Source organism: Nocardioides anomalus (assembly GCF_011046535.1).
Lineage (GTDB): Bacteria > Actinomycetota > Actinomycetes > Propionibacteriales > Nocardioidaceae > Nocardioides > Nocardioides anomalus.
The window spans coordinates 1,572,154-1,592,811 of record NZ_CP049257.1 but is presented as its reverse complement, the minus strand read 5'-3'; the positions used below and the strand labels follow the sequence as shown (position 1 = coordinate 1,592,811).

General features: G+C 73.3%; 25 protein-coding genes. 9 read left to right on the top strand and 16 right to left on the bottom strand.

Translation table 11 applies throughout. The features are described 5' to 3' along the window. The first annotated feature begins 33 nt into the window (after positions 1 to 33). Together G5V58_RS08070 and G5V58_RS08065 are read left to right on the top strand one after the other, a co-directional pair. On the top strand, positions 34 to 855 hold the full coding sequence (locus G5V58_RS08070) for a septum formation family protein (protein ID WP_230487169.1): 822 nt from the start codon (positions 34 to 36) through the stop codon (positions 853 to 855). Next, entirely contained in the window at positions 804 to 1,739 is a 936-nt protein-coding gene (locus G5V58_RS08065; protein WP_230487168.1) for a septum formation family protein, read from the top strand. Before G5V58_RS08070 ends, G5V58_RS08065 begins: the two co-directional genes overlap by 52 nt. Here G5V58_RS08065 and G5V58_RS08060 read toward each other — a convergent pair. Continuing rightward, positions 1,736 to 2,599 carry a LysR family transcriptional regulator gene (locus G5V58_RS08060; protein WP_165230862.1) on the bottom strand — a complete coding sequence of 288 codons (864 nt, stop codon included), beginning with the start codon at positions 2,597 to 2,599 and terminating at the stop codon, positions 1,736 to 1,738. The two genes, G5V58_RS08065 and G5V58_RS08060, sit on opposite strands and share 4 nt — an antisense overlap. A 70-nt stretch (positions 2,600 to 2,669) precedes the next feature. Between G5V58_RS08060 and G5V58_RS08055 the strand changes: the two genes are divergently transcribed. Next, the gene (locus G5V58_RS08055; protein WP_165230859.1) at positions 2,670 to 3,020 is read left to right on the top strand and encodes a nuclear transport factor 2 family protein; all 351 of its coding nucleotides are present in this window, start codon (positions 2,670 to 2,672) and stop codon (positions 3,018 to 3,020) included. Here the strand turns inward: G5V58_RS08055 and G5V58_RS08050 are convergent. The 10 genes from G5V58_RS08050 to G5V58_RS08005 are packed head-to-tail and all read right to left on the bottom strand — an operon-like array spanning position 3,017 to position 11,579. After that, positions 3,017 to 3,403, bottom strand: coding sequence for a nuclear transport factor 2 family protein (locus tag G5V58_RS08050; protein WP_165230856.1), 387 nt, complete (start codon positions 3,401 to 3,403; stop codon positions 3,017 to 3,019). The two genes, G5V58_RS08055 and G5V58_RS08050, sit on opposite strands and share 4 nt — an antisense overlap. After that, positions 3,403 to 4,323: a GTPase Era gene (era, locus tag G5V58_RS08045; RefSeq protein ID WP_230487167.1), complete on the bottom strand. Its 921-nt coding sequence runs from the start codon at positions 4,321 to 4,323 to the stop codon at positions 3,403 to 3,405. Before era ends, G5V58_RS08050 begins: the two co-directional genes overlap by 1 nt. Further along, positions 4,320 to 5,072, bottom strand: coding sequence for a siderophore-interacting protein (locus G5V58_RS08040; protein ID WP_165230852.1), 753 nt, complete (start codon positions 5,070 to 5,072; stop codon positions 4,320 to 4,322). The genes era and G5V58_RS08040 overlap by 4 nt, the downstream gene beginning before the upstream one ends. A 13-nt stretch (positions 5,073 to 5,085) precedes the next feature. Further along, positions 5,086 to 6,360 (bottom strand): SAM-dependent methyltransferase, encoded by a 1,275-nt coding sequence (locus tag G5V58_RS08035; protein WP_165230849.1) that lies wholly within the window; start codon positions 6,358 to 6,360, stop codon positions 5,086 to 5,088. Then, complete coding sequence (locus tag G5V58_RS08030; RefSeq protein WP_165230846.1) at positions 6,357 to 7,775, bottom strand: FAD-binding oxidoreductase; 1,419 nt, start codon at positions 7,773 to 7,775, stop codon at positions 6,357 to 6,359. Before G5V58_RS08030 ends, G5V58_RS08035 begins: the two co-directional genes overlap by 4 nt. A gap of 54 nt (positions 7,776 to 7,829) precedes the next feature. Then, on the bottom strand, positions 7,830 to 8,444 hold the full coding sequence (locus G5V58_RS08025) for a DUF6226 family protein (RefSeq protein ID WP_230487337.1): 615 nt from the start codon (positions 8,442 to 8,444) through the stop codon (positions 7,830 to 7,832). A gap of 5 nt (positions 8,445 to 8,449) precedes the next feature. Then, positions 8,450 to 8,806 (bottom strand): cytidine deaminase, encoded by a 357-nt coding sequence (locus G5V58_RS08020; protein WP_165230841.1) that lies wholly within the window; start codon positions 8,804 to 8,806, stop codon positions 8,450 to 8,452. Continuing rightward, a complete protein-coding gene (locus G5V58_RS08015; RefSeq protein WP_407939749.1) occupies positions 8,799 to 10,043 on the bottom strand; it encodes a hemolysin family protein in 1,245 nt (414 codons plus the stop codon). The genes G5V58_RS08020 and G5V58_RS08015 overlap by 8 nt, the downstream gene beginning before the upstream one ends. Positions 10,044 to 10,090: 47 nt before the next feature. After that, the gene (gene ybeY, locus G5V58_RS08010) at positions 10,091 to 10,540 is read right to left on the bottom strand and encodes an rRNA maturation RNase YbeY (protein ID WP_165230835.1); all 450 of its coding nucleotides are present in this window, start codon (positions 10,538 to 10,540) and stop codon (positions 10,091 to 10,093) included. Between the two features lie 7 nt (positions 10,541 to 10,547). Then, entirely contained in the window at positions 10,548 to 11,579 is a 1,032-nt protein-coding gene (locus G5V58_RS08005; RefSeq protein ID WP_165230832.1) for a PhoH family protein, read from the bottom strand. Positions 11,580 to 11,700: 121 nt separating this feature from the next. Here G5V58_RS08005 and G5V58_RS08000 point away from each other — a divergent pair, with 121 nt between their 5' ends. Both G5V58_RS08000 and G5V58_RS25605 read left to right on the top strand, forming a co-directional pair. Next, on the top strand, positions 11,701 to 11,982 hold the full coding sequence (locus G5V58_RS08000) for a hypothetical protein (protein WP_165230829.1): 282 nt from the start codon (positions 11,701 to 11,703) through the stop codon (positions 11,980 to 11,982). Positions 11,983 to 12,081: 99 nt separating this feature from the next. Then, positions 12,082 to 12,798: a hypothetical protein gene (locus G5V58_RS25605; RefSeq protein WP_196240571.1), complete on the top strand. Its 717-nt coding sequence runs from the start codon at positions 12,082 to 12,084 to the stop codon at positions 12,796 to 12,798. Positions 12,799 to 12,820: 22 nt separating this feature from the next. Here G5V58_RS25605 and G5V58_RS07990 read toward each other — a convergent pair whose 3' ends face one another. Both G5V58_RS07990 and G5V58_RS07985 read right to left on the bottom strand, forming a co-directional pair. Beyond that, positions 12,821 to 14,044, bottom strand: coding sequence for a hypothetical protein (locus G5V58_RS07990; protein WP_165230827.1), 1,224 nt, complete (start codon positions 14,042 to 14,044; stop codon positions 12,821 to 12,823). Further along, on the bottom strand, positions 14,041 to 14,379 hold the full coding sequence (locus tag G5V58_RS07985; RefSeq protein WP_165230823.1) for an HIT domain-containing protein: 339 nt from the start codon (positions 14,377 to 14,379) through the stop codon (positions 14,041 to 14,043). The genes G5V58_RS07990 and G5V58_RS07985 overlap by 4 nt, the downstream gene beginning before the upstream one ends. Positions 14,380 to 14,493: 114 nt before the next feature. On the opposite strand from G5V58_RS07985, the gene G5V58_RS07980 reads away from it, so the two are divergent. From G5V58_RS07980 to G5V58_RS07970, 3 genes are read left to right on the top strand one after another with little or no spacing between them, the layout of a single operon-like run. Further along, positions 14,494 to 15,402, top strand: coding sequence for a Gmad2 immunoglobulin-like domain-containing protein (locus G5V58_RS07980; RefSeq protein ID WP_165230820.1), 909 nt, complete (start codon positions 14,494 to 14,496; stop codon positions 15,400 to 15,402). A gap of 5 nt (positions 15,403 to 15,407) precedes the next feature. After that, on the top strand, positions 15,408 to 16,466 hold the full coding sequence (locus G5V58_RS07975; protein ID WP_165230817.1) for a winged helix DNA-binding domain-containing protein: 1,059 nt from the start codon (positions 15,408 to 15,410) through the stop codon (positions 16,464 to 16,466). 8 nt (positions 16,467 to 16,474) lie between these two features. Then, positions 16,475 to 16,873, top strand: coding sequence for a VOC family protein (locus G5V58_RS07970; RefSeq protein ID WP_165230814.1), 399 nt, complete (start codon positions 16,475 to 16,477; stop codon positions 16,871 to 16,873). 3 nt (positions 16,874 to 16,876) lie between these two features. Here G5V58_RS07970 and G5V58_RS07965 read toward each other — a convergent pair whose 3' ends face one another. From G5V58_RS07965 to hrcA, 3 genes are read right to left on the bottom strand one after another with little or no spacing between them, the layout of a single operon-like run. Next, on the bottom strand, positions 16,877 to 17,608 hold the full coding sequence (locus G5V58_RS07965) for a 16S rRNA (uracil(1498)-N(3))-methyltransferase (protein WP_165230811.1): 732 nt from the start codon (positions 17,606 to 17,608) through the stop codon (positions 16,877 to 16,879). A gap of 14 nt (positions 17,609 to 17,622) precedes the next feature. Continuing rightward, complete coding sequence (gene dnaJ, locus G5V58_RS07960; RefSeq protein WP_165230808.1) at positions 17,623 to 18,807, bottom strand: molecular chaperone DnaJ; 1,185 nt, start codon at positions 18,805 to 18,807, stop codon at positions 17,623 to 17,625. Positions 18,808 to 18,833: 26 nt separating this feature from the next. Next, entirely contained in the window at positions 18,834 to 19,844 is a 1,011-nt protein-coding gene (hrcA, locus tag G5V58_RS07955) for a heat-inducible transcriptional repressor HrcA (RefSeq protein WP_165238781.1), read from the bottom strand. 134 nt (positions 19,845 to 19,978) lie between these two features. On the opposite strand from hrcA, the gene G5V58_RS07950 reads away from it, so the two are divergent. Beyond that, positions 19,979 to 20,653, top strand: coding sequence for a hypothetical protein (locus G5V58_RS07950; protein ID WP_165230805.1), 675 nt, complete (start codon positions 19,979 to 19,981; stop codon positions 20,651 to 20,653). Positions 20,654 to 20,658: the final 5 nt, after the last annotated feature.

Sequence of the window (20,658 nt, the reverse complement as noted above, 5' to 3'; positions counted from 1 at the left end):
TAGGGTTTGCTCGGTTCGGCGAGGGGAGGTCTGGTGCGCGGTCGCAGCAGGCGCGCCCTCGCGCTCCTCGGCGCCGTGGCTCTGGCCGTGGCGCTCGGCGGCTGCGGCGACCACGACGGCGACGGCTCGGGCGACCAGGACCCCGGCCAGGTCGACGCGGTCGACGCGCCCGAGCTGGGCGCCTGCCGCGTGCTGACGCCCGAGGACGTGGCCCAGCCCACCAACGCCAGCCGCGCCGTGGCCTGCACCGAGCCGCACACGGCCGAGACCTTCGCGGTCGGCGACCTGCCCGCCGAGCTGCACGACGCGGCGTACGACGCGGGCGAGCTGGGCGCCTACGCCTACCAGACCTGCAGCCAGAAGTTCGAGAAGTTCCTCGGCGCCGACGAGAGCACCGTCATGCGCACGGTGGTCAGCTGGGCGTGGTTCCGGCCCTCGGAGAAGGCCTGGGACGACGGCGCGCGGTGGTACCGCTGCGACGTCGTCGGCGGCGGCGAGAAGAGCACGGCGTACGTCGACCTCCCCCAGACCGCCGCCGGGCTGCTGGCCCAGGCACCGCCACCGGACGAGTGGATGGCCTGCGTGAACGGCGCCTCGGTCAACGCCGCCCCGAAGGTGCCGTGCACGGAGCCGCACACCTGGCGCGCGGTCACCGCGATCAAGGTCGGCAACCCCGACGACCCCTACCCCGGCGACCGCGTGGTCGAGGTGACCACCCGCGACTACTGCTCGGACTGGGTCGGGAGCTGGCTGGGCTACCCGCCGGAGTACGACTACGGCTACACCTGGTTCCACGAGGAGGAGTGGAAGGCCGGCAACCGCCGGTCGGTGTGCTGGGCGGCGACGACGGCATGAGGGCCGGCACGAGTCGGGTCGGCCGGGCCGCCCGCGTGCTCGTCGTGGTGCTGGCGCTCGCCGGCGCCGCGGCCTGCAGCTCCGACGACGGCGGCGGCGACGAGCCGGCCGCGGCGGCCTCGACGTCCAGCTCGCCCAGCCCGACGCCGACCCCGGCTCCCCCGCCGCCCCCCGCGCCCGCCGACGGCGCCTGCTACCGCGTCTCCTACGACGAGGCGCTGGCCCCGACCAACTCCGAACCCGCCCTGGACTGCGGCAAGCCGCACACCAGCCAGACCTACGCGGTCGGCGAGCTGGACCTGGTCGCGGGCGGTCACCTGCTGGCCGTGGACTCCGAGGCCGCCCGCCGCCAGGTCGCGCGGCGCTGCCCGACCCGGCTCGCGGCGTACGTCGGCGCGACCCCGGAGCAGCTGCGGCTCTCGCTGCTGCGCGCGGTGTGGTTCACCCCGACCATCGAGGACTCCGACGCCGGCGCGGCGTGGTACCGCTGCGACGTCATCGCCGTCACCGGCGACCAGAGCGTCGCCAAGTTCACCGGCGACCTCAAGGGGGCGTTCAAGCGGCCCGCGGGCGACGACTTCGCCATGTGCGGGACCGCCCAGCCCGGCTCGCCCGGCTTCACGCGGGTGCTGTGCCGCGACGACCACACCTGGAAGGCCATCTCGGTGGTCGACCTGTCGGCCGGCGCCAAGGGTCCGCCGAACAGGCCCGCCTACCCCGGCGAGAAGGTGGTCCGCGCCGCCGGCGAGGACACCTGCCAGGACGCCGCCCGCGCGATCGCCTCCGACGCCCTGGACTACGAGTGGGGCTACGAGTGGCCCACCGCCGAGCAGTGGCAGGCCGGGCAGACCTACGGCCGCTGCTGGGCGCCCGACCCGGACTAGGTCATCGCCTGGACCAGCCGGTCCAGGAGCCTCTCGGTGGCCGCCGGCCGCCGCCCCTCGCGGGCGACCAGGCCGAGCGTGGCCGTGACCTCGGCGTCGGCGACGACCAGCGCGTGCACGCCGTCCTCGCCGCGGACCATCGACGGGCTGAGCAGCGCGACCCCGGCTCCGCGGCGGGTCAGTCCGAGCAGCGTCTCGGGCGAGCTGGCCTCCAGGTCGACGGGCCGCTCGAGCCCGGAGAGGTCCACGGCCGCCCGGACGCCGGTCCCGCGGACCAGGCCGAGCAGCGTCTCGCCCTCGAGGTCGCGCCAGCGCACCGTCCTGTGCCCGGCCAGGCGGTGCCCGTCGGGCACGACCGCGGCGACCGGCTCGTCGACCACCACGGTGGCGCTCAGGCCCTCGAGCACGTCGCCGGCCCAGCCGACGAGGGCCAGGTCGAGCTCGCCCCCGAGCACGTGGCGCTGCAGCACCTCGGAGTCGTCCTCGGCCAGGGCCAGCTCGACGCCCGGGTGCTCGCGCCGGAACGCCGCCAGCGCGTCGAGGAACGGCGGGATCGAGCAGCCCCGCACCATGCCGAGCCGGACCCGCCCGCGCACCGCGCCGGCGTACGCCGCGCTGACCTCGGCGATCTCCGCCACGCCCTCGAGCACCGCCCGGGCCAGCGGCAGCACGGCCTCGCCCGCGGCGGTCAGCGCCAGCGACCTGGGGCCGCGCTCGAGCAGGCGCTGGCCGAGCTCGTGCTCGAGCTTGGCCACCTGCGCGCTGACCCCGGACTGGCTCACGTGCAGCCGCTGCGCGGCGGCGGTGAACGAGCCGTCCTCCACCACGGCCACCAGGTAGCGCAGCTGGTGCAGCTCCATGACTGGCGATGCTAGCAGCGAGCAGAACCATCTGTTGGAGTTGTTGCTCGTCCTCGACCAGGCTGGAGACATGAGCACACCGAGAGAGCTGGCCGAGACCTACTTCGCCGCCTGGCAGGCCCGGGACGCCGCCGCACTGCGGGCCGTGCTGGCCGACGACGTCACCTTCGCCGGCCCGATGGCCACGCTCGAGGGCGCCGACGCGGCCGTGGAGGGCCTGATGGGTCTCGCCGCGGCCACCACCCGCCTCGACGTGCTGGCCCGCGTGGACGACGGCGACGACGTGATCACGTGGTTCGAGTTCACCCTCGGCGACCGGGGACCGGTCCCGACGGCCAACTGGAGTCACGTCGAGGACGGGCGGATCGCCGCCGTCCGGGTCACCTTCGACCCCCGGCCGATCCTCGAGCAGGACGGCTAGCCGAACAGCTGGGCCGCCATCGCCGCGATGAGCACCTCGAGGCCCTTGGCCGGGCGGACCATGACCGTGAACTCCGTCAGCCGACCGTCGGCACCCCACTGCAGCATGTCCACGCCGTGCACCGCGAGCCCGTCGAGCTCGGCCTCGAACTCGAGCACGGCCGAGTCGTCGGCGTACCACTGCCGGTGGTAGACCAGGCTCGGGCCGAGGACGGCGATGGCCGCGGAGAGGTACGCCGTGGTGACGGCCTTGCCCTCCTGCGGCGTGTGCACGGCGGGCGAGCGGAAGACCACGTCGTCGGCCAGCAGCGCGTCCAGTCCGGCGGGGTCGCGGGCCTCGGCGATCGCGTGCCAGGCGGCGACGGGCGCGGGGACCTCCGGCATCAGAAGCCCAGCTTCCGCAGCTGGCGCGGGTCGCGCTGCCAGTCCTTAGCGATCTTGACGTGCAGGTCGAGGTAGACCGGCGTGCCCAGCATCGCCTCGATCGAGACGCGCGCCCGGCTGCCGACGTCCTTGAGGCGGGCGCCCTTGCGGCCGATGACGATGCCCTTCTGGGAGTCGCGCTCGACGTAGAGGTTGGCGTGCACGTCGAGCAGCGGCTTGTCCTCGGGCCGGCCCTCGCGCAGGCCCATCTCCTCGACCACCACGGCGATCGAGTGCGGGAGCTCGTCGCGGACGCCATCGAGGGCGGCCTCGCGGATCAGGTCGGCGACCAGCAGCTCCTCGGGCGCGTCGGTGAGCTCGCCGTCGGGGTAGAGCACCGGCCCCTCGGGCAGCAGCCCGACCAGCAGGTCCGCGAGCAGCTGGACCTGGTCGCCGGCCACCGCCGAGACCGGCACGATCTCGGCCCACTCGGTGCCGGTCTCCTGGCCCAGGGCCTGGATGTCGAGCAGGTGCTGGCCGATCCGCTCGGGGGTGGCCAGGTCGGTCTTGGTGGCCACCGCGATCTTGACGGTACGACGGACCTTGGCCAGCTCGGTGACGATGAACCGGTCGCCGGGGCCGATCTTCTCGTCGCTCGGGAAGCACACCGCGACCACGTCGACCTCGGCCCACGTGGTGCGGACCAGGTCGTTGAGCCGCTCCCCCAGCAGGGTGCGCGGCCGGTGCAGCCCCGGGGTGTCGATGAGCACGAGCTGGGCGTCGTCGCGGTGCACGATGCCGCGCACCACGGTCCGGGTGGTCTGCGGCTTGTCGGAGGTGATGACGATCTTCTGCCCGACCAGCGCGTTGGTCAGCGTGGACTTGCCGGCGTTGGGCCGGCCCACGAAGGAGGCGAAGCCGCTCTTGAAGGGATCGCTCACGACCGCGCCTCGTCGTAGGACGCCCAGATCTCCTGGTCGCTGAGCCCGGCGGCCTTGCCCGCGCGCCAGACCGGCCCGGGGTCGACGCCCCGCGGCTGGCGGCCGGTGGAGGCGCGCCAGTAGCCCATCACGTCGTACGCCGCCGCGGGCAGCGCGCGCTCGCGCATGAGGTGCTTGCGGACCGCGCGCATCTGCGCGGACTCCCCGGCCATCCAGAAGTAGCCGTCGCCCGGGGGCCAGTCGATTCCCTCGACGACCTCGGCCAGCGGCCGGTCCACCCAGGTCACGTCGGTGCCCGGCGGGAGGTAGGAGGCGAGGTCGTCGGCGTCACCACCCGGGTCCACCCAGACCCGCGCCGGCAGCGACGTGGTCTCGACGATCCGCGCGACCGCGGGCAGCCCGGTCAGGTCGGCGACGAGCAGCTGCCACTGCGCCCCCTCGGACGGCGCGTAGGAGCCCTTGGCCTCGGTGATGGTCACCTCCGAGCCGACGCAGTCCGGTTGCTGCACCCACTCGGTGACCAGCCCGACCTCGTGGACCACCACGTCCAGCACGAGTACGCCGTCGGCCCAGGAGCGCACCGTGTAGTAGCGCGACTGGAACTGCCCCGGCACCACCAGCCCGACCCATTCGTCGGGCACCCCGGTGCTGACGAGGCCCTCGGCTGCCAGGGTGAGCCGGACCAGGTGCGCCGACAGCGCCTCGCGCGTCTCGACGCGCGCGGCGCACGTCGCGGCCCGGGTGCTCACACCCTCACGCTAGCTACGGGCGCCAGTCGTGCCGCAGCGGGTAGCCGCTCACGCCGTCGACGGTCTTGGTGGCCAGCACGTGGTGGAGCTGGGTCTCGTTGCGCTCGAAGCCGATCCGCGACCCGGCCATGTAGAGCCCCCAGACCCGCGCGGTGCCCTCGCCCACCTCGGCCACGCACTCGTCCCAGTTCTCGACCAGGTTGCGGCACCAGCCGGTGAGCGTCTTGGCGTAGTGGACCCGGAGGTTCTCCTCGTGCTGCACCTCGAGGCCGGCGTCCTGCACGTCCTTGATGATCTGGCCGGAGCCGGTGAGCTCGCCGTCGGGGAAGACGTAGCGGTCCAGGAACGCCCCGGTCTCGCGGAAGTGGTTGTCGTGGCGGGTGATGCAGTGGTTGAGCAGCCGGCCCTGCGGACGCAGGCGGTCCTCGATGAAGGCGAAGTAGGAGGCGTAGTTCTTCACGCCGATGTGCTCGGTCAGGCCGATCGAGGAGATCGCGTCGAAGTCGCGCTCCTCGACGTGGCGGTAGTCCATGTGCCGGACCTCGGCGAGGTGGTCGAGCCCCTCCTCCTTGATCTTCTCCTGGGCCCAGGCCGCCTGCTCGCGCGACAGGGTGACGCCGAGCGCGTGCACGCCGTACTCGCGGGCCGCGTGGCGCACCATCCCGCCCCAGCCGCAGCCGAGGTCGAGCAGCCGCTGGCCCGGCTCGAGGTCGAGCTTGCGGGCGACGAGGTCGTACTTCTCGAACTGCGCCTCCTCCAGCGTCGAGGTCTCGGTCGGGAAGACCGCGCAGGTGTAGGTCATCGACGGGCCGAGGACCAGCTCGTAGAAGCGGTTGGAGACGTCGTAGTGGTGGTGGATCGCCTCGGCGTCACGGCCCAGCGAGTGGCGCAGCCCCTCGACCGTGCGGCGCAGCCGCGACGGCGCCTCCTGCGGCGGCGGGGCCGGCGGGCGCAGCGTCGACAGGCCGAGCGAGCGGAGGATGGACACGACCTCGCCGGCCGAGGGGCGCTTGAAGCTCAGGTTGCTCTGGACCAGCTTGAGCGCCTCGTAGGGGTCGCCCGGGTGGACACCGCTGAGCTGGAGGTCGCCGGCGACGTACGCGCGACCGAAGCCGAGGTCGCCCGGAGCGGTGAGGATGTAGCGCAGGCCGCGCTCGTTGGCCAGGTGCAGGCCGTAGGCCGAGTCCTCGGGGCCGCTCGCGCTGCCGTCGTACGCCGTGAAGCGCAGCGGCAGCGGCGCCTTGAGCAGCGAGTTCAGGGCCTCGGCGATGCTGAGGGTCGTGGTCATCGGTCGCGTACCGCCTTGTCGTAGAGGCTGAGGAGCCGGTCCTCAGGGTCGTACTGCTGCTTGACGGCGGCCAGGTGCGGGCCGTCGTAGAGCCGGTCGAAGGTCTCCCGGTCGTAGAAGGCCTCGGAGTACAGCGACTTGTGGCCGCCCAGCTCCATCACCTTGGCCTCGATCGCGCGGTTGCGCGGTGCGTCGGGGGCCTCGGGGCCGACGTGCACCGTGCCCCAGAAGCCGACGTTGACGTAGGTCGTGCCCGGCCGCAAGGGGTAGGTCGGCCACTGCGCGCCGGTGGACGTGCCGGGGCTGACCAGCGGGCACAGCCACACCGGCCGCATGCCGACCTCGGCGTCGAACCAGTCCAGGAACTCACCCAGCCGCTCGACGGGCACCTCGACGTCCTGGACCACCATCTCGCGCTGCGGCCGGCCCTTGCGCCGGTCGAGCCAGTCCATGAAGCCGGTGCGGCGGTTGAGCCCGATCAGCCGGTGGTAGACGTCGCTGCGGCGGTACCTCCGCGGCCACAGCCGGCGCACCGTCGGGTTCTGCACCCCGAACGCGCCCGAGCACCAGAACCAGTCGGTGTCCCAGCGCCACAGGTAGTCGTGCATGGTCAACAGGTCGGTCTGGCGCTGCTGGATCGAGCGGTAGTAGACCTGCTGGCCGGTGTAGTCGCTCGTCGGTGGCTGAGGTGCGAGCGCAGCGAGCCTCGAAGCCTCCGGCGCGTCGCCGCGGTCCGCCAGGGGCTCGAACCAGCGGGCCAGGGTGAGGTAGTACTCCCCCGGCGCGAAGGCCACGCCGTCCAGGCCGTCGACCTGGAGCCCGTCGTGCTCGCGGGTCTCCACGATCTCCGCGATCGTCTTGGACAGCAGCCCGGGGTCGTCGAAGCGCACGTGCCGCAGCTCGACGCGGTCGGGCACCCGCTCCAGCCCGATCCGGATCCGCGTGGCGTAGCCGAGGCTGCCGTAGGAGTTGGGGAAGGTGTCGAAGAGGTCGTCACCGGGCCGAGTCGTCACCACCTCGCCCGCGCCGGTGAAGACGTCCATCTCCTCCACCGACTCGTGCGGCAGCCCGCTGCGGAAGCTGGTCGACTCGATCCCCAGCCCCGTCACCGCCCCGCCGAGCGTGATGGTCTTGAGCTGCGGCACGACAAGCGGGATCAGGCCGTGCGGCAGCGTCGCCTCGACCAGGTGCTCGTAGGTGCACATCCCCTGCACCTCGGCGGTCTGCCCCACCGGGTCGACCTCGATGACGCCGTCCAGCCCCGACACGTCGAGCCCGTGGCTCGTCGCCGCCCGGGGACGGAAGAGGTTGCTGGTCTTCTTCGCGAGCCGGACCGGTGAACCCGCCGGGATCGCGTCGTACGACGCCTGGAGGCGCGCCACCGCGGCCTCGTGCGCCTGCCACGAGGAGGTCACCCGCCGCACGTTACTCCCGAGTCGTGTCGGCGAGATTTCGGGTCGCCGTCCTGGTCAGAGCCAGGGCGCGCCGATGCTGACGCGGTAGCCCGGCAGCGGGGTCCGGCCCGCGGCGCGCAGCAGCGCCTCCCCGTCGGGGAGGTTCCACGAGGCGCCGCGGAAGGTCGTCTGGGCGTGGCCGCCGTCACCGTCGACGCGGACCAGGTCGCCGGACACCACGTGCTCGACGACGTCGTCGAGCTCCGTGAGCAGCTGGCCCGAGCCCTCGTCGCAGGCGTCGCAGCCGCAGTGCGGCGAGGCGTCGATCCAGACCGGCGGGTCGCCGACTCCCAGGTCGACGATGTTCTCGGCGACCCCCTCCACGCCGCGGTAGCCGAGCGTGAGCGGCAGCGCCCCCGGGGCGGTCGGCTCCCACCGCGCGACGCGCTCCGGTGGGGCCGCTTCGATCATCGGCGCGACGCCGGTGATCTCGACGTCGCAGGCTGCGCCGCGCTCGACCAGGACGTCGCGCCAGGCCGCGAGGCGGGCGCGCACGATGAGGTACTTCGCGGGGTCGAGCATGCGGGAGTACTCCTCCTCGCGCGGCGCCTCGTGGTCGCTGCGCGGTGGCGGCCAGCCCGGGGTGTCCGCGCCGGTGACCGCGAAGCGCTCGTCGACGGCCCGGCGCAGCGGGCTCAGGTCGTCGTCGACGACGTCACCGCGCCGCGGGGGTCGCCGAGCAGCACGGGGACGCCGGGGCCGGCGAAGTCGCGCAGGGCGTCGAGATCGCCGGCGGCGACCTCGGTGGCGTCGGTCAGCAGCACGGCGGCCTCGAGACCGGCCGAGCCGCCGGAGTGGGCCATGGCCACGCAGACGCCGAGCGCGGAGACCGACAGCGAGGGCAGGGCGAGGGTGGCGGCGGCGTAGGTGCGGCCGTCGGTGTCGCGGACGGCGGCGCCGTCGGGGCCGCCGGTGCGGCCGCGGGTGGCGCGGGCGAGGGTGACGAGCTTCTGGTCCTCGGGGGCGAGGGCGGTGGCGAGCGGGTCAGTCACGGGCGGCGGCCTCCTGGACGACGTCGGGTTCGGGGTCGGGCTCGACCCGGACGATGCGCACGGTGCCGACCTTGTTGCGGCGCCCGGCGGTGTCCTCGGCGGTGAAGCGCAGCCCGTGGGCCACGACCTGCGAGCCGGGGATGGGGACCAGGCCGAGGTGCTTGGCCATCAGCCCGCCGACGGAGTCGACGTCCTCCTCCGCGACGTCGAAGCCGAACAGCTCGTCGAGGTCGTCGATCGGGTAGCGGCTCGAGACGCGCACCGACCCGTCGTCGAGGGTCTCGGTCTCGACCTCCTCGGCGTCGTACTCGTCGGTGATCTCGCCGACGATCTCCTCCAGCAGGTCCTCGATGGTGACCAGACCGGCGGTGCCGCCGTACTCGTCCACCACGATCGCGAGGTGCTGGCGGCGGGCCTGCATCTCCGAGAGCAGGGCGTCGATGGGCTTGGACTCGGGGACCCAGTACGCCGGGCGCATGACCGACTCGATGCGCTGGGTGAACTCCACGTCGGGCGCCTCGAAGTCGCGGCGCACGATGTCCTTGAGGTAGGCGATGCCGACCACGTGGTCGAGGTTGTCGTCGATGACCGGCACGCGCGAGAACCCGGAGCGCAGGAACAGCGACATGGTCTGGCGCAGGTTCTTGTGGCGCTCGATGAAGATCACGTCGTTGCGCGGCACCATCACCTCGCGCACGGTGGTGTCGCCGAGCTCGAAGACCGAGTGGATCATCCGGCGCTCGCCGGCCTCGATGAGCGCGGAGGACTCGGCGAAGTCGACCAGCTCGCGCAGCTCGGTCTCGGTGGAGAACGGCCCCTCGCGGTAGCCCCGGCCGGGTGTCAGCGCGTTGCCGATGAGGATCAGGAGCTTGGGGATCGGGCCGAGCACCGTGGTCACGAACCCGAGCGGTGCGGCCGACCACAGGGCCACCCGCTCGGCGTGCTGGCGGCCCAGGGTGCGGGGCGCGACGCCGATGACCACGAAGCTCACGACCAGCATCACGCCGATGGTGACCAGCGAGGTCTGCCACCACGAGTCGTCGAAGACCGTGAGCGTCTCGCGGGTGACCAGCACGATCGCGGAGATCTCGCAGAGCAGGCGCAGCAGCAGGGCGGTGTTGAGGTACGGCGCCGGGTCGGCCAGGAGCGCGACCAGCCGCCGCGAGCCCGCCTGGCCGTCGGCCAGGAGCTCGTCGGCCCGGGCCCGCGAGAACGAGGTGAGAGCCGCGTCCGCCATGGAGAACAGGCCGGCCAGCACGACCAGCGCGGCGGCCAGCACGAAGATCAAGAGCTTCGCCACTCCTCGAGGAGCCGGTCCTGGAGCCCGAACATCTCCGCGTGCTCCTCCGGCTCGGCGTGGTCGTAGCCCAGCAGGTGCAGGATGCCGTGGACGGTCAGCAGCTCGAGCTCTGCCTCGGTCGAGTGCCCGGCGGTGACCGCCTGCTTCTCCGCGATGGTCGGGCACAGCATGAGGTCGCCGAGGATGCCCTCCTCGGGCTCCTCGTTGGCCAGTCCGGGCCGCAGCTCGTCCATCGGGAAGGCGAGCACGTCGGTCGGACCGGTGCCTTCCATCCACTTCTCGTTGAGGCCGGTCATGGTGTCCTCGTCCACGGCCTTGATGCACAGCTCGGCCAGCGGGTGCACCCGCATCCGCTCGAGCACGAACCGGCTCAGCCCGACCAGCCCGTCGACGTCGAGCGGCTGGCCGGACTCGTTGAGTACCTCGATGCTCACGGCCCGGTCACTGCCGGCTCGTGCCGCGCGGGGCGCGCGGCTCGGCGTGCTCCTGGCGCGCGTCGAACTCGTCGTACGCCGCCACGATCTTGCCGACCAGGCGGTGCCGCACCACGTCGTGGGAGGTGAGCCGGTTGAACGACAGGTCCTCCACGCCGTCGAGGATGTCCTGGATGACCCGCAGCCCGGACTTGGTGCCGCCCGGCAGGTCGACCTGGGTGACGTCGCCGGTGACCACGATCTTGGAGCCGAAGCCGAGGCGGGTCAGGAACATCTTCATCTGCTCCGGCGTGGTGTTCTGCGCCTCGTCGAGGATGATGAAGGAGTCGTTGAGCGTGCGCCCGCGCATGTAGGCCAGCGGCGCCACCTCGATGGTCCCGGCCGCGAGCAGCTTGGGGATCGTCTCGGGGTCGATCATGTCGTGCAGCGCGTCGTAGAGCGGCCGCAGGTAGGGGTCGATCTTCTCGCTGAGCGTCCCGGGCAGGAACCCGAGCCGCTCACCCGCCTCGACCGCCGGCCGGGTCAGGATGATCCGGTTGACGTTCTTGGACTGCAGCGCCTGCACGGCCTTGGCCATCGCCAGGTAGGTCTTGCCCGTGCCGGCCGGGCCGATGCCGAAGGTGATCGTGTGCTTGTCGATCGCGTCGACGTACCGCTTCTGGTTCAGCGTCTTGGGCCGGATCGAGCGGCCGCGGTTGCTGAGGATGTTGAGGCTCAGCACGTCCGCCGGGCGCTCGGTCGTCTCCGCGCGCAGCATCGCCAGCACCCGCTCCACGGTCTCGGTGCTCACGCCCTGGCCGGTGCGGATCAGCTGGACGAGCTCCTCGAGGAGCCGCTCGGCCAGCGCGATCTCGGCCGGCTGGCCGATGAGCGTGATCCGGTTGCCGCGGACGTGGACGTCGGCGTCGAAGGCCTGCTCGATGAGACCGAGGTGCTCATCGCCGGGCCCGAGCAGGCTGACCATGTTGATGCTGTTGGGCACGACGACGGTGTGCTTGGCTGGCTGGGGCGTCGTCCCCACATCGGTGGATTCAGTCATGTGTGCCCGGACGGGCAGGCCTCTCTGTCGGAGCTGGGTCTCTCTCCATGCTACGCAACGCCCGCACGCCGGCCCACCGCCTTTCCGCGCTGTTCGCCCAGGGCCGACGTAGGGTGCGCTCATGCCGCGGGTCGAGGACGAGCCCGACCACGACGACGAGTACGACGACGGGCTCGGCGACGAGAACACGCCGCCCTCGTGGTTCCCGGGCGGGCACCTCCCACCCGACGCCCGTCGCATGGGACTGACCCACCACGTCCCCGACGGAGCCCTGCTCGACTTCGCCGGCAAGCTCGACGGCGCCAAGCCGATCCACCGGATCACCGCCTGGGTGCTGCTGGTCGTCTTCGGCCTGCCCGTGGTGTTCGCGGTCCTGCGGCTGCTGCAGGCCTTGTCCTACTAGGCGAGCCCCCACCCGGTCGGGTGAGATGTGTCTTAGCCTGCGCAGGTCATCACCTCCTTCAGCTCCTGGCTCATCAACCCGGCGAGCTTCCGCGGCCTGGTGCTCCGGCCCGCCGGCGCGCCCGGCACCTACACCCTCCTCGCCAAGAGCACGACCGGCTCCGGCACTGACCGGGTGAGCGTCGCCACCCGGATCCCGGTCCACGCCGACGACGTGATCGCGCTCCAGGCCCTCAGCACCGTCAACGCGTACTGCACCAAGGCAGCGACGAGCGGCAACACCACCCGGTCGGTCGCCGTCGCCGACTTCGACCCGGACAGCGACGTCGCCGTCGACTTCAATGGCTCCTCGCCGGTCAGCAACCAGCAGGTCAACCTGTCCGCGGTCCTCGAGCCGGACGTGGACGGCGACGGCTACGGCGACGTGACCCAGGACCTCTGCCCGACCGACCCGACCCGCCAGGACGCGTGCCCTGCGCAGCCCACCAGCACGCCGACGACCACCCCCACCGGCACCCCGACCAGCACCCCGACCAGCACGCCGACGACCCGGCCGCTGCCGGACACCGTGCTGGCCGGCCAGGTGGCCGAGAAGACGACCAAGCGCAAGGTCACGCTGAGGTTCTCCTCGCCGACCTCGGGTGCGACGTTCACCTGCCGGGTGGACAAGAAGGCGGCGAAGCCGTGCGCGTCGCCGTTGAAGAAGAAGTACAAGCGCGGCAAGCACGTGGTCGTGGTGACGGCGAAGGACCCGGTCACCGGACTGGTCGACCCGACGCCGCTGACGGTGCGGTTCAAGGTCACCCAGAAGCGCTGAGGGCCGGCGCCGGCCTGGTCCGTCAGGCGGCGGGGTCCTCGTCGTCGTAGGCCACCGAGAGCAGCCCGAGGCACATCTCGTCGGTCGAGCCCTCGGCCCAGATGACGTAGCGGTCGTCGCGCTGGGTGGCGAAGGCGGGCAGCCGGTCGCGCAGCCACTGCTGGTGCTGGCAGGTGACGCGCAGGGTGTCGCCGGCGTCGAGGTGGACCGGGTCGACGGGCTTGCTGCCCTGGTTGTCGAAGTCCCAGACGGGGATGCGCAGCAGGTTCGCGGCGTCGGGGGTGCCGGGGTTGGCCTCGATGCTGATCTTGCGGCCGAGCAGGTGCATGTGGCCGGCGGCGGCGAGCACGGTCATGCCGCGGCTCACCCGGCGGGTGCAGCTGGTGGTCTCGCCGGGCTCGACGGTGGTGCCGCACAGCAGGTGGAGCAGGTCGTTGGTGCCGCCGACGCCGCCGAAGCGCTTCTTGACGTCGACCATCGCGGCGCCACGGTCGCAGAGCGGGCTCTGGTCGTGGCCGGGGCGGCACGGCAGCTCGACGGGGGCCGGCATGAGGTAGGTGTGCAGCGGCGTGAGGTCGGTCGAGCCGGGCATCCAGCGCAGCTGGGTGGACGAGCGGTCGGGCTCGGCGCCCTTGAGCAGGTTGTAGTGGACCTGCATGACGATCCGCGAGCCGGCCTCGAGGCGGACGCCGTAGCCGTCGGGCGTCTTGGTCTCGTCGCCGCCGGGCGCCCACGCGGCCAGCCAGTTGGCGTCCTCGAGGTCGTTGAACTCCCCGGCCAGGCCGGTCCCGCCGAAGCAGGTCCAGCCCGGGTCGACGGTGGCGGCGTCCTTGGCCTCGGCGTCGGCCACGGCGTCCGGGCCGATCTTGAACAGGATCACGTGGTGCACGACGTCGGGGTTGCCGGGCAGCACGTTGCTGCCGGTCAGCCACACGTCCTGGTCGACGCCGGGGTCGAGCAGGAAGCAGCGGTAGTCGTCGGTGCCGGTGCCGTACGGCGCGGAGGGGGTGTAGGTCTCCGGCATCGTCAGCGTCATCCGGTCCTCTCCCTTGCGCAGCGGGAGCAGGTCGCCTGTCGGGGTGTTGGCCAGCTGCTGCGCCTGGACCTCGGGCGGCTCGGTCGGCTGGAGCAGCGACCCGGGGTCGCCGGCGCGGCGGCCCTCCTCGTCGGAGGACGTCGTGCACGACGCGGCGAAGGGCACCAGCAGCGCGGCTACGGCGCCCGCGGCCAGCAGCCGGAGCCTCACGCCAGCGGTCCCGTCAGCTCGCCGGCCAGCAGGTGCAGGTGGGCGTGGAACACGGTCTGCCCCGCGCCGGCGCCGGTGTTGTAGACCAGGCGGTAGTCGTCGGGGTGGCCCTCGTCGGCGGCCACCGCGGCGGCCACGGTGACCAGCTCGGCGCTCACCTCGGGCGCGGCGTCGGCCAGCTCGGCGGCGTGGGCGTGGTGCTCGCGCGGCACGACGAGCACGTGCACGGTGGCGGCCGGGTTGATGTCGCGGAACGCCACGACCCGGTCGGTGCTGTGCACCACCTGCGCCGGCACGTCACCCGCGACGATTCCGCAGAACAGGCACCCCTCCACGACCCACCTCCACCCTCGACCCCGGTGTCGATGGTCGCACAGGCCACCGACACGCCGCCGCGGCGAAGGCGCGTGGTCCCACCAGTCACAGCCGTCCCACCGGAGGATGGGCCCATGCGCACCACCCGCCGCCGTACCCGCCTGCTGCCCGGCCTCCTCGCCGCTGCGCTCACCGCGGTCGTGCTGGCCGGCTGCGGCACCGACGAGGGACCCGACGTCGCCGACGACGAGCCCACCAGCGCGGGCTCGGGCGCGAGCAGTCCCACCAGCGAGCCGCCCGCCACCGAGAGCGCCTCGCCCGCGACGAGCAGCGCGACGCCGGCGGCCGAGACGGTGGCCGTCCCGGTCTACTTCGTCGGCGACACCCCGCTCGGGCCCCGGCTGTTCCGCGAGTTCCGCGACGTCGGGGCCGACGACCCCGTCGACGAGGCGCTGGCCCTGCTGACCGCCGGGGACGCCCTCGACCCTGACTACCGCACGCTGCTGCCGGCCGGCTCGATCACCCTCGCCGGGCACGACGAGAGCATCGCGCTCACCGCCGACCCGGCGTATGCCGAGCGACCCGACGGCATGAGCCCGGCCGAGGCCAAGCTGGCCGTCCAGCAGGTCGTGCGCACGGTGCAGGGAGCGCTGCAGAAGTCGGTCCCGGTCGCCTTCGACACCGACATGCTGGGCCTCGGCACGAGCTTCAAGGCCGCCGGGGACAACGCCGTGCTGGCCCTGGTCAACATCACCGAGCCGGCCGAGGGCGCCACCGTGAGCGGCACGTTCACCGCCAGCGGGGTGGCCAACTCCTTCGAGGCCACCGTGCCGTGGCAGATCCGCGACGGCTCCGGTCAGAAGGTGCAGGAGGGCTTCGCCACCGCCGAGGGCTGGGGCGACAAGCTCTACCCCTGGCAGGCGCCGGTCGACGTCAGCGCGCTGGCCCCCGGCACCTACACCTTCGTGGCCTCGACCGACGACGCCGCCGACGGCGAGGGCGCGGGTCCGACCGAGGACACCAAGACCATCACCGTCCAGTAGCGGCCGTGCAGCTCTCGGCGCGCGCCCTCAACCGGACGCTGCTGCGCCGCCAGCACCTGCTCGCGCGCACCGACGCGAGCGTCCCCGAGCTGGTCCGGCACCTGGTGGGCCTCCAGGCCCAGGAGAACCTGTCGCCCTTCCTCTCCCTGGCGGCGCGGCGGGAGTCCTTCGACCCGCGCGAGGTGACGGCCGGGCTCGAGGACCGCTCGCTGGTCCGGTTCCTGACCCTGCGCGGCACCGTGCACCTGCTCGTGGCCGACGACGCGCTGCGCCTGCGGCAGTGGACGGCGCCGGTGCACGAGCGTGAGATCGGGATCAGCGGCTCGGTCGGCACGGCCCGCGAGGTCGACCGCGAGGCCTTCCTGGCCGCGCTGTCCGACCTGCTGGCCGACGGACCAGTGACCCAGAAGGCGCTGGGACTGGCGCTGGCCGAGCACTTCCCGGCGTACTCCCCGACCCAGCTGGGCCAGCTGGCCCGCTCGGCCGCGCCCCTGGTCCAGTGCCCGCCGCGCGGCACCTGGCGCGGGTCGGGCGGCGTGGTCTACCAGTACGCCGACCGCTGGCTCGGCCGTCCCTTCGTCGAGCCCGACGTGGCGGAGCTGGTGCGGCGCTACCTCGCGGCGTGCGGCCCCGCCACCGCCGCCGACGTGACCACCTGGTCCGGGGTCACCCGCCTCGCGCCGGTCCTCAAGGGCCTGGACCTCGTGGTGCACGAGGGGCCGGACGGCAAGGCGCTCTACGACGTCCCCGACGCGCCGCTGGCCGACGAGGACGCGCCCGCGCCGGTCCGGCTGCTCGGCCAGTACGACAACCTCTGGCTCTCCCACGCCGGCCGGGACCGGGTGACCACGCCGGAGACCCGGCGGGTGTGGCAAGGCCCCAACGGCGGGCTCGCGAACACCGTGTTCGCCGACGGCATGCTGGTCGGTCTGTGGCGCGCGGCGGACGGACGCGTGGTCCTCGACGAGCCGGTCCGACCGCTCAGCCCCGCCGAGCGCGAGCAGCTCGACGTCGAGGTGACCCGGGTCGAGGCCCTGCTCGCGGTGCCCGCGAGCGCTGGGTAACGGCAGGCATGGCCGAGTACCCCCACCTGCTCCACACCGTCCTCGACACCACCGACTGCCGAGGGCTGGCCGAGTTCTACCGGGCGCTGCTCGGGCTGCAGTACCGCCCCGGCGACGAGGACCGCGACGACCCCGACTGGCTGGTCCTCACCGAGGCCGACGGCACCCGCCGCCTGGCTTTCCAGCAGGTCGACGAGCTCGCGCCGACGACCTGGCCGGCGCCGGACGTGCCCATGCAGCTGCACCTCGACCTGACCGTCCCCGACGTCGACGCCCTCGAGCGGCAGCGCCGGCGGGCCGAGGCGCTCGGCGCCCGGCTGGTGCTGGACCGCAGCGACGACGACGAGGAGCCGCTCTACGTCTTCGCCGACCCCGCCGGCCACCCGTTCTGCCTCTTCGTCGGCTGAGACCTAGCCCCAGCGGGGCGTCCGGGCCAGCAGCGCGGCCACGGCGGCCACGCCGGCGGTCGACGTGCGCAGCACCTCGGCGCCGAGCCGGACGGTCTGCGCACCAGCGGCGGCGAAGGCCTCGAGCTCCTCCGGCGCCAGCCCGCCCTCGGGGCCGACCACGAGCAACACGTCGTCGGGCACCGACGCCGGCAAGGCCGATGTGGCCTCCTCGTGCAGCACCAGCGCCAGCGACGCCTCGGCGACCAGTGCGGCCACCTCGTCGGTGCTCGCCAGAGGCGTGACGGACGGGAACCACGCCCGCCGGGCCTGCTTGGCCGCCTCGCGGGCGGTCGCCTGCCACTTGGCCAGGGACTTGGCCGCGCGCTCGCCGCGCCAGACCGCGACCGAGCGCGAGGCCGCCCAGGGCACGATCCGGTCGACGCCGATCTCGGTGAGCACCTCGACGGCGAGCTCGCCGCGATCCCCCTTCGGCAGGGCCTGGACCACGGTGACCCGCGGGGACGGCGCCGGCACCTCGGCGACCTCGGCGACGAGGACCTCGAGCCGGGCCTTTCCGGTCGCCACCACCGACCCGGTGGCGAGCCGACCGGACCCGTCGGTCAGCTGCACGGGCTCACCGACCGCGAGGCGGCGTACGGCGACCGCGTGGTGCGCCTCGGCCCCCTCGACGCTCACGCCCGCGCCCGCGGACACCCCGGCCAGGGACGGCACGAGGTGGACGTGGAGCGACACGGGACCGGGAGGGCTCAGTGCGTGTTGAACGCGTCGCGCAGCCGGCCGAAGGCGCCCTTGCGGGACTCGGGGCGGGCCTTGCCGGTGGGCTGCTCCTCACCGCGCAGGGCGGCGAGCTCCTTGAGCAGCTCCTCCTCGCGGGCGTTGAGCCGGGTCGGGGTCTCGACCGCCACGGTGACGATGAGGTCGCCACGACCGCCGCGCAGCCCGGGCACGCCGCGGCCGCGCAGGACCTGCTCGGTGCCGGACTGGGTGCCGGGCCGGACCTCGAGATCGAAGGTCGTCTCGAGGTCGGTGGTCGCGCCCTCGGGCGGCACCACGTCGGCCTCGAGCGTGGGCAGCTCGAGCGTGGTGCCCAGGGCCGCCGCCGTCATCGGGACCGTGACCGTGGTGTGCAGGTCGTTGCCCTCGCGGGTGAAGGTCTGGTGGTGCGCGACGTGGATCTCGACGTACAGGTCGCCGGCGGGGCCGCCGCCGGGGCCGACCTCGCCCTCCTCGGCCAGCTGCACGCGGGTGCCGTCGTCGACGCCGGCGGGGATCTTGACGCTCAGCGTGCGGCGCGAGCGGACCCGGCCGTCGCCGGAGCACTCCCGGCAGGGGTCGGGGATGATCGAGCCGAAGCCGCGGCAGGCCGCGCACGGGCGCAGGGTGCGGATCTCGCCGAGGAAGGACCGCTGCACGTGCGCCACCTCGCCGGCCCCGCGGCACGTCTCGCAGACCTGCGGGTGGGTGCCGGGCGCGGTGCCCTCGCCATGACAGGTGCCGCACACCACAGCGGTGTCGACCTTCAGCTCACGGGTCGTGCCGAACGCCGCCTCGGCCAGCTCGACCTCGAGCCGGATGAGCGCGTCCTGACCGCGCCGGGTGCGCGGCCGCGGGCCGCGGGTCTGGCCCGGCCCGCCCTGGCCGCCGAAGAAGGCGTCCATGATGTCGGTGAACGAGAACCCGGCGCCCTGGCCGAAGCCCGCGCCCATGCCGCCGCCGAACGGGTCGGCGCCGCGGTCGTACGCCGCGCGCTTCTGCGGGTCGCTCAGCACCTCGTAGGCGCGCCCGACCTCCTGGAACTTCGCGGACGCGTCGGGGTCGGGGTTCACGTCAGGGTGGAGCTGCCGGGCGAGCTTGCGGTAGGCCTTCTTGATGGCGTCCGCGTCCGCGTCACGGCTCACGCCCAGGAGGGCGTACAGGTCCGGCTGAGACATCTCTTCCTTCGTCTGGTGGGAGAGGCCTAGGCCTCGTCGAGGATGCGGGACACGTAGCGGGCCACGGCACGCACCGCAGCCATCGTGCCCGGGTAGTCCATGCGGGTCGGCCCGACGATCCCGAGCGTCGCGACGGCCTCGTCACGGGGTCCGTAGCCGGTGGTGATGACGCTGGTGGCCGAGAGCTGCTCGTAGGGCACCTCGGCGCCGATGGTGACCGTCACGGAGTCGCCCTGGGCCTCGCCGAGCAGCTTGAGCAGGACGACGTGCTCCTCCAGCGCCTCCAGCAGCGGGCGGACGGCGGAGTCGAAGCTGTCGCCGTAGCGCGCCAGGTTGGCCGCGCCCCCGACCACGATCCGCTCGTCGAGGCGCTGGTCCACCATGGCGTCGACGAGCGACTCGACGACCGCGGAGGTCTCCGCGCCGTCGCGCTCGGGCACGCAGCCACGCAGCCCGGTCACCGCGTCGGCGATGATCTGGCCGGAGGCCACCGAGTTGAGCCGGGCGCGCAGGTCGGAGAGCCAGCCGTCGTCGAGCTCGGCGCCCAGCTCGACCACGCGCTGCTCGACCCGCCCGGTGCTGAGGATGAGCACGGCCAGCAACCGGGTCGGGGCCAGGGCGACCAGCTCGATGTGGCGCACCGTGGAGCGCGAGAGCGTGGGGTACTGCACGAGCGCGACCTGGCGGGTCAGCTGCGACAGCACCCGGACCGAGCGGGAGACCACGTCGTCGAGGTCCACGGCGCCGTCGAGGAAGGTCGCGATGGCCTTCCGCTCGGCGGAGCTCATCGGCTTGACGGTGGTGAGCCGGTCGACGAAGAGCCGGTAGCCCTTGTCGGTCGGCACCCGCCCCGCACTCGTGTGCGGCTGGGTGATGTAGCCCTCGTCCTCCAGGGCGGCCATGTCGTTGCGGACAGTGGCCGACGAGACGCCCAGCCCGTGGCGCTCGACGAGCGCCTTGGAACCGACCGGCTCCTCGGTGGCCACGTAGTCCTCGACGATGGCGCGCAGGACGGCGAGTCGACGTTCCTCCTGCACCGCGCACCTCCCGAGCAGCCTGGCTGGCACTCACGTTTCCTGAGTGCCAATGCTACTCGCCGCGACGACGGCACGCTCGTACGCCGGAAGTAGGTTAGGCTTGCCTTACCTGACCGTCTCGACCAGGAGTCGCCGTGACCGACGCCGAGCTCGCCCGCAGCATCCTGTCCTGCCCCGACGGCGCCGAGGTCGCCGTGGACGGCTTCCCGGCCGCCGGCTGCGACGACGAGCTCGGGATGCGCGACGCCGACGGCGTCCCGACCTTCTCCTGCCGCCTCGGCTCCCCGATGGCCGACGCGGGACGGACGGGCAGCCCCGCGCTGGTCACCCTGACCAGCGGGCTCGGCCCGGGCGGCAGCGCCGACCGCGCGCTCACGCTGACCCTGACCGGCTCGCTCTCCATCGGCGAGGTCGAGCACTGCACCTGCTGCGGCGAGCAGCGGCTCGAGGTGGTCCTCGACCTCGACTTCGTCGTGCTCGGCCGGGACGGGGAGCAGCGCCGGGTGCCGCTGCGGGAGTTCCGCGACCCGGGCCTGCGGCTCAACCGGGGCTACCTGCAGCGGGCCCGCGAGCACGCCAACGACTGCCACCGCGAGCAGCTCTCGCAGGTGGTCACGCGCACCACCGGCACGCCGGCCGAGCACCTCCTCGACGTCTCCCTCGTCGACCTGACCACGCACGGCGCGGAGCTGTCCTGGATCGACCGGCGCGGCGGCCACCGGGCGGCGCTCTGGTTCTCCCGTCCCGCCGCCAGCGTCGAGGAGCTCGGCGTGCTGCTGCGCCACGAGCTGCACGCCGGCATCTGCTAGACCTG

Bases quoted from the DNA above. Each gene is read 5' to 3' on its own strand.
- G5V58_RS07980 (WP_165230820.1), top strand. From the start codon at position 14,494: ATGCGCACCACCCGCCGCCGTACCCGCCTGCTGCCCGGCCTCCTCGCC.
- G5V58_RS08015 (WP_407939749.1), bottom strand. From the start codon at position 10,043: ATGGCGGACGCGGCTCTCACCTCGTTCTCGCGGGCCCGGGCCGACGAG.
- dnaJ (WP_165230808.1), bottom strand. From the start codon at position 18,807: ATGTCTCAGCCGGACCTGTACGCCCTCCTGGGCGTGAGCCGTGACGCG.
- G5V58_RS08050 (WP_165230856.1), bottom strand. From the start codon at position 3,403: ATGCCGGAGGTCCCCGCGCCCGTCGCCGCCTGGCACGCGATCGCCGAG.
- G5V58_RS07970 (WP_165230814.1), top strand. From the start codon at position 16,475: ATGGCCGAGTACCCCCACCTGCTCCACACCGTCCTCGACACCACCGAC.
- G5V58_RS08035 (WP_165230849.1), bottom strand. From the start codon at position 6,360: ATGACCACGACCCTCAGCATCGCCGAGGCCCTGAACTCGCTGCTCAAG.
- G5V58_RS08055 (WP_165230859.1), top strand. From the start codon at position 2,670: ATGAGCACACCGAGAGAGCTGGCCGAGACCTACTTCGCCGCCTGGCAG.
- G5V58_RS08060 (WP_165230862.1), bottom strand. From the start codon at position 2,599: ATGGAGCTGCACCAGCTGCGCTACCTGGTGGCCGTGGTGGAGGACGGC.
- G5V58_RS08000 (WP_165230829.1), top strand. From the start codon at position 11,701: ATGCCGCGGGTCGAGGACGAGCCCGACCACGACGACGAGTACGACGAC.
- G5V58_RS08005 (WP_165230832.1), bottom strand. From the start codon at position 11,579: ATGACTGAATCCACCGATGTGGGGACGACGCCCCAGCCAGCCAAGCAC.